Source organism: Flagellimonas sp. MMG031 (assembly GCF_040112705.1).
Lineage (GTDB): Bacteria > Bacteroidota > Bacteroidia > Flavobacteriales > Flavobacteriaceae > Flagellimonas.
Map to the genome: position 1 here is coordinate 3,278,003 of NZ_CP157804.1, position 13,472 is coordinate 3,291,474.

Annotated in this window: 8 protein-coding genes and 1 tRNA gene; 5 read left to right on the forward strand and 4 right to left on the reverse strand. The window is 43.7% G+C overall.

What is annotated here, in order from left to right:
- Positions 1 to 467: 467 nt before the first annotated feature.
- The 4 genes from ABNE31_RS14845 to ABNE31_RS14860 all read left to right on the forward strand — a co-directional run bounded on the left by ABNE31_RS14845 (position 468) and on the right by ABNE31_RS14860 (position 3,051).
- Positions 468 to 644 (forward strand): hypothetical protein, encoded by a 177-nt coding sequence (locus ABNE31_RS14845; protein WP_205334768.1) that lies wholly within the window; start codon positions 468 to 470, stop codon positions 642 to 644.
- A 257-nt stretch (positions 645 to 901) separates the two neighbouring features.
- Positions 902 to 1,396: a Pycsar system effector family protein gene (locus tag ABNE31_RS14850; protein WP_349351698.1), complete on the forward strand. Its 495-nt coding sequence runs from the start codon at positions 902 to 904 to the stop codon at positions 1,394 to 1,396.
- Position 1,397: 1 nt separating this feature from the next.
- Entirely contained in the window at positions 1,398 to 2,390 is a 993-nt protein-coding gene (locus tag ABNE31_RS14855; RefSeq protein WP_293284707.1) for a hypothetical protein, read from the forward strand.
- Positions 2,377 to 3,051 (forward strand): hypothetical protein, encoded by a 675-nt coding sequence (locus ABNE31_RS14860; protein WP_349351699.1) that lies wholly within the window; start codon positions 2,377 to 2,379, stop codon positions 3,049 to 3,051. The genes ABNE31_RS14855 and ABNE31_RS14860 overlap by 14 nt, the downstream gene beginning before the upstream one ends.
- A gap of 338 nt (positions 3,052 to 3,389) precedes the next feature.
- Here ABNE31_RS14860 and ABNE31_RS14865 read toward each other — a convergent pair whose 3' ends face one another.
- Both ABNE31_RS14865 and ABNE31_RS14870 read right to left on the reverse strand, forming a co-directional pair.
- Positions 3,390 to 4,634, reverse strand: coding sequence for a site-specific integrase (locus ABNE31_RS14865; protein ID WP_293284701.1), 1,245 nt, complete (start codon positions 4,632 to 4,634; stop codon positions 3,390 to 3,392).
- Between the two features lie 214 nt (positions 4,635 to 4,848).
- Positions 4,849 to 4,925, reverse strand: a tRNA-Pro gene (locus tag ABNE31_RS14870).
- Here ABNE31_RS14870 and ABNE31_RS14875 point away from each other — a divergent pair.
- On the forward strand, positions 4,892 to 5,068 hold the full coding sequence (locus tag ABNE31_RS14875) for a hypothetical protein (protein WP_349351700.1): 177 nt from the start codon (positions 4,892 to 4,894) through the stop codon (positions 5,066 to 5,068). The genes ABNE31_RS14870 and ABNE31_RS14875 overlap by 34 nt on opposite strands.
- Positions 5,069 to 5,114: 46 nt before the next feature.
- On the opposite strand, the gene ABNE31_RS14880 is transcribed toward ABNE31_RS14875, so the two are convergent.
- Together ABNE31_RS14880 and ABNE31_RS14885 are read right to left on the reverse strand one after the other, a co-directional pair.
- Positions 5,115 to 5,987: a T9SS type B sorting domain-containing protein gene (locus ABNE31_RS14880; RefSeq protein WP_349351701.1), complete on the reverse strand. Its 873-nt coding sequence runs from the start codon at positions 5,985 to 5,987 to the stop codon at positions 5,115 to 5,117.
- A complete protein-coding gene (locus ABNE31_RS14885; protein WP_349351702.1) occupies positions 5,977 to 13,419 on the reverse strand; it encodes a SprB repeat-containing protein in 7,443 nt (2,480 codons plus the stop codon). Before ABNE31_RS14885 ends, ABNE31_RS14880 begins: the two co-directional genes overlap by 11 nt.
- Positions 13,420 to 13,472: the final 53 nt, after the last annotated feature.

Genomic DNA, 13,472 nt, shown 5'->3' on the forward strand with positions numbered 1-13,472 from the left:
TACATTTTCGCTCGAAGGCGAATTTTTTAAGTTTTGCTGCAAGGAAAGTATAAAGTTCGGCGGATTACAAATTATGGATTTCGCCGCTATTTATTATTGTAAAACCACAAATGGTGTTCTCGTAGAAAGAAATGATATTATAAAAGAGTGCGCTGAGAATAATGGGATAAATGCCCTATCGGTCAATGAAATATTGAGCACTATTGTAAAAGAAAAAAAGTATATGGAATTTATAAAAGCACTATAAAAAAAGCTGATATCAATTTGATACCAGCTCTATTATTTACTTTAAGATAAGATTGGAATTTTATCTGTAAAGACTTTGTTTTAAGCGACACAAATATACCGTTTTTTTCGGTATTTTAAAGTCTTCTGCAAACAAACTTTCCTTTCATTTTAGAGCAAGTAATATTCAGCCACCAACTGGTGGCACGCACTATTTGTATAATTTTTTAAATCAATTTGTTATGGCAAAGAACAAGCCGTATGGCGACAATGCAAGAAAAGGGGCAGTTAAAAACCGTTCTCAAGTACTAAACCCGAAAACTGGGCTTTACGTTAAACGAGATTCCAACTCGGGAAGATTTATGGACGTAAAAACCAGCGGCGGAAAATTCAAAGGCGTTACTGATAAAAGTAAGTAGCACTTCAGCGAAACCCAAATGCTGTGAACTTGGGCTAAGTTAATTTTTTTAATTATGAATTATTCGTATCAAAACGACAGGTTGAGCCTTTGTAAAAAAGACACTTGTCTTCATTTAAAAGGGGGTAACGCAAGAGTTATTTCCACAATTCTTACTGTGGTAACGTTTGTTGCGGCTGTTTCGGCCATTGCAAAAGCTATCAGGTAATCAACTAGGCTGGCTCTTCGGAATCAGCCTAGTTAATAAATCAAACTTATATGGAAAAGGAAAGATTGGAATATACTATAACCAGATTGGACCACTATTACGATAGTGTCAATAATAAAACGGCAGTTTACATCGCCATCAACACCTTTATTACTGGTGGTACGATTACGTTGCTAACCCAAATCCAAGAACTTTTAGATAAGGAAATTTGGCTATTGATTTTTTTGGCTGGCATAATCGCCTTTGGCGTGGGAAGTCTTATACTCTTGGCATTAGCTAGTATGCCTTATTTATCATCAAAGTCAGAAATAGAATCATTGTACTATTTCGAAAGCATTGCGGAAAAAAGTGCTCAAGAGTTTTTTGAATTATCAAAAGAGCAAGATAAAAAAGAGGACAAAAAAGATTTGAGAAACCAAGTCTATTTGCTTTCAAAAGGCCTGAAAGCAAAATTTAAGAAACTAAAATGGGCTTGTGACCTGTTGATAATACAATTCTTGCTATTGGTACCATTAACCTACATATTAATTAAAGTTACCTCATAAAATGAACTTATTTGAAGACTACAAAAATGTAATTAAAAAAGCAGTAAAGAACGACCCTACAAAATCAAACAGAATTCTTGGGCTTAGTGAGTCTGCGTTAGCAAGCAATCGTGAATACCTTAAATCATTAAGGAACGAACTTCCAGGCAGGGAACTATCGCCCCAGATGAAATTATTTGCCAAAGGAATGGGTGTGCCAGAAACTTTCGATTACCAACCCTTAGGAAGTCATCCAGATTTTGCATACTTAAAAGGTACCGATTTAGTTGAAGAGCATTGGATTGTTTCTGGTTTTATAGATGTAAAGAAAAGTACCAAGCTATTCAACAATTTCACTAAAGCAACGGTGAGATTGATTACAGAAAGTATCATCAGAGCCTCAATGTTTGCGGTTAATCTCTGCGGCGGTTATGTCCATCGTATTCAAGGTGATGGTTTGATGGTATATTTTGGCGGAAAGAATATCGAAAAACTGAAAGCAGTTGAAGATGCACTAAAATCCTTCTCTATGATATCCTACTTCGTCAAAAATGACCTAAAAGACTTTTTTGAGGAAAATGGTATTCAGGATATTCACACAAGAGCTGGGCTGGATTTAGGTCATTCAAAACAGGTGGATTGGTTCTATTCCGGAATTGGCGAATCAGGTGAAGTTACCACGTGCAGCTTACATACCAGCCTTGCGCCGAAAATGCAGAGTAATGCTAAAAATAGTGGGATCGTAGTTGGACACAACATAACCACACAGCTGAGAAAAGACAAGTATTTTGAGCAGCGAAGTAAAGAAATACACGATTATGAAGATGGAAGAAAATACTATCAGTACAATTTCGATTGGGAAAGATATCTAGTTGACAATAACCTAGCCGTTCAAAACGATATGGGTGTTTTAGTGCTTACCATTAACATTACACCTGACCCCAATAGAAATAGCAGGGATTTATACCCAATAGCTTCAAAGAGCAAACCTTATTTTAACTATGGGCAAAAATGAACTTGACAAGGATATCAAAAGTTTTCTAAGCAAATACTTTGCATTTGAGGAAGTTGAAAGTCCTAAAACTGGGTATTTAGCTCTTGAGGGTAAAATAAGTGTACTTGACAGAAATGATAAACTCTGGGGGCAGTTTGAAATACTCATTTTAGTCAATGAGAAAAACTACCCGTACACCATACCAATCGTCATTGAAAAGACAGAAATAATTGAAAGGGATTGGGACTTCCATATTTCAAAAAAAGGTGAGTGCTGTTTGGATATACCCCACAAGCTTCTAAAAATGAAAAAGCGGGGAATTGTCCTTGTAGAGTTTTACAGAGAAGTCATATATCCCTTTTTCGCCAATTATCACTACAAAGTGGCAACTGACAAGTACGCTAATGGCGAGTACGAACATCACTTTAAAGGTATTGCCCAATTTTATCAGGAAGAATATGGCCTTAACAACTATGGGGATATTATTGCTTTGCTTGAAACAACTGTTTCAGGAATCAAGCATCAACCGAATAAGCAATGTCCACTATGTGGTGGTTCAAAATACAAGAAATGTTGCCGTAAAAAAGTTTACAGTTTGCGAGGCTATGGTCTAGACCAGTTAAAACTTGACCTAGCTTTATTTAAGGAAAATAACCTAAACACAGAGAGTGTCTCAGTATAAAATCCAAATAAGTTTTAGCATCAAAGAATATTAATTTGTATCAAGAAATATCTATTAATGTTGATTGAGGAAATGTTGTACCTATGTTGTAACCGTCCATTTTTTTGACAAGTTTTTGAAATAAAAAAGCCGAAGCGATAACTTCGGCTATTCTTACGGGCGAAGGGACTCGAACCCCCACAACATTGCTGCATCAAATCCTAAGTCTCACGTGTCTACCAATCACCATTTAACGCAATAGGCTAAAGCAATCCATGCCATAAGTTTGTCTTTCCAACTCTTTATCCTCAAGGTAAATTTTCATTACAGTTTAAAATTGACTTTAAATGAATAACCTTTCAATCTCCAAATGCATGTTTGCTTTTTACCTGCTCCATTTTATCCATTAGATTTTGCATGTCCTTCCCAATCTTGTTTTCTAAAACCCGGGCATAGATTTGCGTGGTAGAAAGTTTGGTATGCCCAAGCATTTTAGATACGGTTTCAATGGGAACACCGTTGGACAAGGTCACGGTAGTGGCAAAAGTGTGTCTGGCCGTATGGAAGGAAATATTCTTGTGTATGCCACAAGCCTTGATAATTTCCTTTAAATATGCATTGGTCTTTTGGTTGCTATAAACAGGTAACAAATTAATATCGTTCTTTGGACTTTCTTCATATTTCCTCATGATTTCCACAGCTCTGGGCAACATAGGGATCTTCAAGGGCTCATCGGTCTTTATCCTTTTGGTGTAAATCCAATAATTACTATCAATCCCCCTACTTACATTGTCCCTGGTCAGTAATTTGATATCCATGAAGGTTAGCCCGGTGTAACAACTGAAAAGAAATACATCCTTTACCCGTTCCTTACCCAAACTTGTAAAAGTTGTATCCTCAATCAAATCGATTTCCCTTTGGGTAAGATACTTTCTGTCAAATTTATCGAAACGTAACTTGAAGTTTCGAAAGGGGTCCTTGTCCATCCATTCCAACCGGACACCCAGTTTAGTAACTTTCATCAAACGCTCCAGATGTTTCATTGTACCGTTATTAGAGCAGGTCTTTCGATTTTTCTTGGGTTTAAAGGTCCTGATGTAGTTCTCAAAGTCCAAAATGAACTTGTGCTTCAATTCTCCTAACGATACATCGTTGGTTTTGAGTTTTGTGGTAATGTAGCTCTTTAAGTATTTCTCGGTGGAATAGTAATTTTTCATGGTACCCGGCTTGAGGGCATGGACCATGTTTTTATTGTGGTATTCAAAAAGCTCAAGAATCGTATGGTTCAATTCATCCTCCCCGACGTACCTAGCCTTGATAGATTTAGCGGTTATCAATTTCCTTTCCATGTGCAAGTCCCTATGAACATTGAGGATTTCACCATATACGGTGTCAAGGTAGGCGTTCAAATCTTCCATGGTTTTGTTCCTAGGAAAGGCTTTTCCGCGCTTTTTGTCCCAATTGCACACCTTTATGCACCTTTTTAAACTGACCTCTGCACGCGATTTTTTTACCGTAATGCGCAGGTAGACATCATACATGTTCGGGTCATTGCGCTTTTTCCTGACAAAGAAATTAATTCCTAAAGTACTGTCTGTCCGCATGTTGTAATAGTTTAAGTTGAACAAATGTTAGTGGTCGGACTGCCCTTAATCCTCAATTGCCCATACTTAAAACTACAACAATCTGTGCATTGGTGTGCTCACCTTATTGCACACCTAAAATTTGGATTCAGATGATATCAAATGGATACATAAAAAACAAAAAGCACTGATAATCATACAATTAACAGTGCTTTATTTTAACCTAAACGGTGGTTGGTCGGGATGACTGGATTCGAACCAGCGACCACACGCACCCCATGCGTGTACGCTACCAGACTGCGCCACATCCCGAAATCAGCTTAATGCTGATAAAATTTCAAAAAATAAAACCCAATTTTAAATTCCGCCCAACTGCAAAGCAGTCTGGGTACCAGACGGAGTTTATCCTGAGCGTAGCCGATGGGCCACATCCCGAAAAGGGACTGCAAAAATAAAAATTTTGGTGATATTTAGGCCTTGTGACTGAAAATCTTTTTCATCCTATTCCCGGTACAAGGTAAAGTGTCCCACAAATTGCTGGTTCTCACTATCGTTGGCATTTACCACGTACCAATAATCTCCCGTAGGCAATGGTTTACCATCGTAGTTTCCGTCCCATTTCTTCACCTGATCAAGTCGGGCCACTACCCTACCATAGCGATCATAAATGATTACGTCGATAAAGGGGAAGTACTCCCTGTTCTCGGGATACCAGAAGTCGTTCAAGTTATCCCCATCGGGTGTGAAGAAATTTGGCATTTCGGGCATGCCTTCAAAATTGAACGGCATAACCAAGGTGGCCTCACATCCATTTCGGTCGCGAACCCGAATACTGATATTAGAGTCCTGGGTTACATTGAAGGTATTCACTTCTCCAAAAGATTCCCCTTGGAAGAAGTATTCGTAATCTCCAAACCCTCCTGTTGCTATAGCTGTAATCTCATCCGGACCCGTCTTGGTCGCTTCCAAAGTCAAGGGTTCGTAGGCCTCTATTTCAAATTCGACAAAGGTGACGCATCCGTTGGCGTGGTAAATATAGACCGTATGCATTCCTGCTGGCAAATCCCCAAAAGTTCTTTGGGCCGTTGCTTGTTGAATATCTTCTACATCCAATGCAAACAAGAGATTTGGTAATTGGGAACCATCTGCAATGTTTACCGTAACCGTACTATTTGGGAAAATCCCTTCACAACCGTACTCTACGAAGGGTTCAGCGACTATATCCACACCAACCCCGATTTCTGCAACCACATTGGTTTGGCATCCATTGGCATCACGCACAAATACTACGTAGGTTTCACCTCCTTGGAGATTATCGAAGAATAGGCTGTCGTTCTGCACAAAATCAGCGTCATCGGCAGAATTAACACTCATAGTAGGGTGCTGTTCCGCCGGTTACTTCCAAGGTCATGCTTCCATCCCCATCTCCCAAACAGGTTTCGGGGGTGGTGTCCACTACGCCTGCTACCAATTCCATCGGTTGGGTAATTTCCACTGTTCTGGTAATGGTACAGCCCAAATCATCCTGAATGATAATATCATACGTTCTTGGGGCCAAATCATTAAATGTTTTTCTGTTCGGATTGTTCGGGTCGTCGCCTTCAAAAAACTCGCTTAAGGTATCGGAAATCGAATATCTAATCTGCCCTGTTCCACCACTGGCTTCAATGATAATCTGTCCGTTCATATCACCGGCACATTGCACGGGAACCGCTTCCAAATAATCCAATACCAATGGGTCTTTGGGCTCTATCACAATAGGGTCCGATATGGCCTCACATCCGCCACTTTGTGCATAAACGTAATAGGTACCGGGGTTCAACTCCCTAAAAATCCCTGAGCTTTGGGCCGGACGTACGATTGTTGCTGCTGTTGGCGGCACGGTATTCGAGTTGACAAGCGTATAGACATAGTTGCCTATGCCTCCAAAAGCTTCGGAACGAATGATTCCCGTCGCCTCACCAGCACAGTTAATGGTGGCGTTGGTCAAATCCAAAGCAATCACCAAAGGTGCAGCGGGATCTAGCGAAATCTGGTTGGATTTCTCAAACGGACAGCCATTGGAGTTTTGTACATCGTATTGGAAGGGTCCTGGATCTACAGTAATATCGGCTGCAATCTCTACACTGGTCATTCCTGTGCCAAAGGGGATAAAAGGATCGGTAGTACCCGCTCTTCGGTAGAAATAATCCACACCTGGTTCCGGGTTGGTCACCGTAAGTTCCATACGGCCCAAATCCCCACAACCTGGAGGTTGCAGCTCCACAAGTTCTGCTATCACAATCTCTGGATCTTGCACTTCTATTGGAATAGTGGTAAAGCTACAGTTCCAGCCATCAAAAATGGTGATGGTGTATTCTCCTGCAGATAAATTGGCAAACCTTGGGGTGGTCTGCAAACCACTGTTGGTGCCATCCGTAATTCTGTTCAACTGGTACAGGTAATTGCCAGGGCCTTGTCCGCCTGCTTCATTATAGGCTTCGATTACCGCATCATTATCATTGTTACATGCAAGTGGGCTTACCACTTGAATATCTGCGGAAATTGGCGTAGGCAAAGGCAAATCAATATCCATGGTAGCCTCGCAGCCTCTCAAATCCCGAACGTTTACCGTATAGGTATCCGTGGAAAGATTCTCAAATACGGAGTTGGTATTCGGATAATCTACCAGAATGGTGCCGTCCGAAGCTACCAACTGGTACTCGTAAGTGCCCCATCCTCCATCGCCCGAAGCAGTAATTTCACCAAACCCGGGAACGTTACAGGTCACGGGAGAAGTTTGCACCGCGTCCACGGTCAGAGGACGATCGGGTGAACGTACGGTAGTTACATTGCTCACTGCATCGCAAAACGGCGAATCCATAGCTTCGATTCGGACCACCAAATTACCCGCAGGAACATTTTCAATACGCTCTGGGGAATTGATAGGTGCATTGGTATCGAAGGTCCCTGTTACACCGGTAGATGTTTCAACGCCAGCGTTATCCCTTGAAAAGACTTCATAATTGTAAACACCAGAGTAGTTGGAAATGTCCAAACTGATGACACCATCGTTACCGTTGAAGCAGGTGACGGGTTCCAACTCGGCAATCACGGCATCAATTGTGTTGTATTCCGGCATATTGATGGTGGTCGTTAAGTAGGTACAACCGCCGCTGCCAATATCGGTCACCGCAAAAATGTAATCCCCTGGGGTTGCAATATCCCATGTTACCCTGTCGCTTCCGCCGGAGCTACGAGCAGGCTCTGAACCCAAGGGCAGAATCTCCACTTCGTAATTCCCTGGACCTTCATTGATGATGATGTCAATTGAACCTGGGGTCACTCCACTGCCGGATGCATCACATGTAATTTGATTGACATTGTAGCTAAACGTTATATCGGTAGGGGTATTGATGTTTACCGTTGCTGTTTGCTCACAACCATTTTGATCGCGGGCCGTTAAGATTATCGACTGATTGGTTCCATTGTCAATCACCTCAAAAGTATTGCTCGTCTGGAAGTTGGTTCCATCAAATTGTGGCGTTCCATCGTTCATGCTATAGGTATAGGAACCTGAACCAGTTGGTGTTCCTGTTCCGTCGCCATTATCATCGGTATAAATGGTAATGGTGGCCGTACTGAATTGATTACTGGATGGATTACAACTAAACTCTGTGTTTACTGCATTGATCATCAGTTCAGTAGGCTCGTCGATGATGATATTTCCAGAGCGGTCCGTACATCCCCTGTCGGAGACAGCTTCTACCTGATATGTACCAGGTTGCAAGTCATCAAATACAGGAGAACCTTGAGGTCCCGCAATCACGGTGGCGGTGGCCCCTTGATACAGCACATAGTTGATGGGTGTATCGGTATCGGTTCCGGGTTGGAGTTCCACCGTAATGGTTCCGTCATCTGCTCCAAAACAGGTGACATCGCTACTTGGCGTAGCTGAAATCACCGGCGTATCCACTGTGGAAACAATTACTTCTGCTTCATCCGAACACAAAGGAGAGGTGTTGGAATCCAAATCGGTTACCAAAATATTATAATCTCCGGGCATCACATTGGTAAATACATTGGTGGATTGGGCCGGGCCAATATTGGCCAAGGTACCTGCATCCCTCAACTGGTATTCAAAGTTACCGCTACCTCCAGTGGTGTTCACTGTAATTTCCCCGTCCCCTGCATTACAGGTAGGATATGAAGTAGCATCCGCAGAGATTGCAAAGAAATCAAACACCTCGGCCGTAACGGTATTGGTACAACCGTTTCCGTCCCTAACGGTGATGACATAGCTTCCAGGATTGGGTACTATAAAAGTAGTTCCCGTCTGAAAACCACTTCCGATATCGTACTGGAAGGTTTCTTCTGGTAGACCTGAACCTGTAGACAATGGAGATACAATATCAATTTGATATCCACTGGTCGCAGTACACTGATTAACCACGTCGATTACAGGGTCTGGCACACCAGCTTCTTGGGTGACCGTTAAAGTGGTCAGCGCGGAACATCCGTTGGCATCCTGAACATAAAAGTCGTAATCCGCAGGGTATGGTCCGGGAATCTCAAAGGTGGTTTCCGAAGCAAATGTGGTAGGCGCTGGATCTCCAGTGGGCACATAGGCATAATTGTAGGGCCCAGTGGTTCCAAAACCTCTAACCGTTACCAATGCGCCGACATTACAGGTAGCCTCCACGAAATTGTCAATGGCGATGGATACCGAACTAATATCGATAAAGGCCAAAGTGCTGCCACTACATCCATTTGTGTCGTCGCGGACAATGATTTGATAATTGCCAGGAGCCAATCCGTTGATGGTTCCGTTGTAGGGAATGGTTTCCCCAGTAAACGAACTGCTGGATACATTGGCGCCCGTATCCGTATTTTGAACGGTAATGGTAAAATCACCGGGTGCCAAAATACCGGCCACCTCATAGTCAATGGAGCCACTGCCGGCCACATTACAGGAAGCCGACAAGGATGTTGCTGTTACCGCGACCGGATTACTTGGACCGATAGGGTCAATTTCTTCGATATAGGTACATCCCAAAGCATCCCGTACCTCAACAAAATAGGTAACGCCTGGGACTACCTGACCTGTAAAATCATAGGTGTCGCCCCCAGATGTCGCTGGGTTGAAGGTGGGTTCTCCCACCAATCTAAATTCGTAAGGTGCCGTTCCACCCGTAGCTCTAACCCGATAGGGAAACGAGGTATCTGAACAAATGGCAGGGTCAGGATCCAAAGGAATCAAGTCCAACTGATTTTGGTCAATGACAACAGGGTCACGGTCTTCACAACCTTGTGTATCGGTGGTGATAAGGGTGTAGTTGCCCAAAGGCAAATTAGGGAAGTTTACCGTAGTACTGGCAGTTCCTGTTGATGCCGCGACCGTACCGCCAAACTCATCCACCAATACATAATCGAATGGAGCTACGCCATTATTGATCGTGGCCAAAATGGAACCGTTCACCGCTCCGGCGGAACAAACGGCATCCGTTGGGGTAGCGGTTGCGTCCAATGGGGCACTGGAACCTATGGTTACCGAATAGGCCGGACTCACACAGCCTCTGCTATCTCGGATAACAAAACCACCATGGGTTCCCGCTCCGTAGCCTGAGAATATATTTTGTGTGCTAAATGTAGCACCATTATCATTACTGAACTCGTAAGGGGGTATCCCTTGGGTGGTATCGGGAATCAGCTCCACTACCCCACTGGCATTGTCCCCACATTGGGTGTCGGTTGCCACAGCGCTACCTGCTATGGTTTCAGGCGGAGAAATGGTCACGGTGTTGGTTTCGGTGGTACAACCTCTCGCATCCGTAATCATAAACTGGAAGGTGGTATCGGAGATGATGGATCCATCATTCGGGATACTGTACACAAAAGAGTTTCCAGAAATATTGTTGTTGTCCGAAGTGTATGTTGCTCCGTTAATACTTACTTCGTAAATATCATAATCGCCCGAAGAGGTATAACCATTACTGATGTTCACCTGGATCTGTCCGGGAGGGCCTGCACAATCCAATTCTTGAATGGTGGTCGCATTGGCCATTACCTGTGGCTCGATGGTCGCTGTTACGGTATCCCTACAATCATTGGCATCCACTACCTCAATGGTGTAGGTACCAGGGGTGAGACCGTTAAAGCTGGCACTTGCACCCAAAACTCCTCCGTTGATACGGTAGCGGTATGGTGCCAAGCCTCCTGTAGCATTCACCGAGAGGGTGGCCGCCGTAAAGTTGTCATAGCAAAAATCGGATGCTGCAGCATCCAAAGTTAAGGTTGGCGCATCCAGTCGGGTCAAGGCAAAGCTATCGGTAACGGTACATCCGTTGGCATCGGTAACACTGACTTGATAGGTGCCATCTTGTGAAAGGTTGGAAAAAGTACTTCCATTTTTGGGACCACGGGTAGAACCATCTGGCTGGGTCAAAGTATATCGGTTACCGCCCCAACCACCAACAGTATTGATGCGAACGGCTCCCGTATTTCCATTTTGACAGCTCATTGCGGTTACGTCAAGACTGGAAATAGCGAATGCGGTGGACGGTTCTTCAATCACCAAGGTAGCAGTATCCGTGCAATTGGTTTCCTCGTCAGTTACGGAAATCACATAGCTTCCTGCCGCCAAACCTGTCAACGGAATGATGCTGTTGTTTTGTCCTGTGGAAACGGGCCCACCATCAATACTGTAGCTATAGGTGGTATTGAAACCGTCCACCAAAAAGCGTCCCTCTCCATCGGAATCCCCAACGCAGGTCACTACTCGGGTCTGCTGCCCTTGAACACCAATGGAACTGATATCCGTAATGGCATAGTTTTCATCATAGGAACATCCTTCGCTATCGGTAACCCTAAAGGTATAGGTTCCTAGGCCCAAACCTGTAAACGTATTATTGCTTCCATTGTTTACGGCACTGGCCGCTGGAGCAATAATCTCATAGGTATATGTTCCAGAACCACCGGTAACGGTCAAATCCAAAGATGCTGTGGTCGTGATACAATCCAAACTTGAAATACTAAAATCCAAGTTGGTAGGCTTGTTCAAGGTATTGAACACGATATCGGGAAGTGCTTGCACACATCCATTGGCATCTCGAATCATGGGAGTGTAGGTTCCAACACCAAGGCTCGGGAACACAGGGTTGCTGCTAAAGCCGGCTCCTACGCTATATTCATAAGGTGCGGTTCCTCCAGAGACCCCCGAGATGGTAATCTGACCACCATTTTCATCGCCGCATGTCGGCACAGCGTCCGGTGTGGCGATCGCGGTAATTGTAGACGGAGTGCCTATGGTCGCTGCTTGAGGTGTTGTGGTACACGTAAAAGAATCCTGCTCATAGCGAAGTACCACATCATAATTGCCTGGGGCCAGGTTGGAAAAGGTATTGCTTATCTGAAAGGTTGCCCCATTATTGACACTATACTGAATTTCGTATCCATATCCATTGGTCACATTCACGGTAATCCTACCATCGTTGGCGCCGCCACAATTGGCATCCTCCTCGGTAAAACTGAACACGGGAGGCGGGATATTCTCCACATCCACAGCTGCGGTGCGTTGACATCCATTGGCGTCCTCCACCAAAATATTGTAAGTGCCAGCCGAGCTTACAGAAAAAGAGGAAGTACTGGAATAGGTGGAACCGAATGGACCTCCATCCACACTGAATCGATAGGGTGCTGTTCCCCCACTTGTGGTCACGTTGACATTAACGGATGTTGCCCCACAACCAAAACTATCGGATGCCGTTGCCGAAACTGCCAGCGGGCTGATACCCCCACCGATAACTATAGGGTCCCCATTAACGTCGGTAGTGATGGTTTCCGAACAGGAATTGGTTTCAACACGAATAGAATAAGTACCTGGACTTACATTGTCAAAAGAATACGAATCAGCACCATTGGGTCCGAATGTATCCACCGATACTCCATTTTTTATAAGCCGATAAGTGTAAAAACCAGGAACCCCGGATACCGCAACATCAATACTACCCAATTCTCCACTACACAAAATATCATTGGCGGTAACGTCCACATTGATATCCAAATCACCTACGGTGACCAAATTGGACGGGAATACACATGCAGTTTGGGACACATTTTTTAATCGTACAAAAACTCGATAATCGCCAGAGGCGGTGATATCAAAGAAAGGATCATCTTGATAAGGTCCTGCGGAACTGTTTAAACTGTATTCGTACCCTGCAGGAACATTGGTAACCTCTACCCTTCCAGGATTACCACAAATAATATCTTCTTTTATGAGTTGTGGGTTGAGTGGGTTAAGGGTGGATTTAAAGTAGTAGTACTGTCCAGAGTTGACCCGTACCCTATATTCGCCCGCTGCCGCCAAATTAAAAGTGGAACCCGTTCCCACGGTGTTCCAAGTACAGGCGTTGTTGATGGTGGGACAATCGTCCACTACAGTAGGGGCACAACTATTGGGGTCCAATCGCTGCCATTGGTAGGAACTTCCAGATTGACTTAGGGTAAGCGTCCGAACATCGCTGGTTCCGCAAAGGAAGAACTTGGCCAAGGTACTTCCATCGTTTGGACAAACCACTTCCTCGTTCGCACCGTTGATGATAGTGGAGAACATAGGAGCTGTTGCGAGCAGTTCATTGTCTTCGGCAAAAGATTCCTCTGCAGCAACTTCGGGAATCTTGTTTTGGGTATCCGACACTGCGTTACTGGAAACAATTTTGGTAAGTATCCGAGTAACATTTGTTTTTGCTAATACCGTGGAACCGAATATTGATATGAACACCAACAACACGACATATAGCAAATGCCTTGTTTTTTGTGGGAGCATAGGGTTAAGTCTTGTTTGGAAGAATACTTCAGATTTGGGACCTTAATATTCTA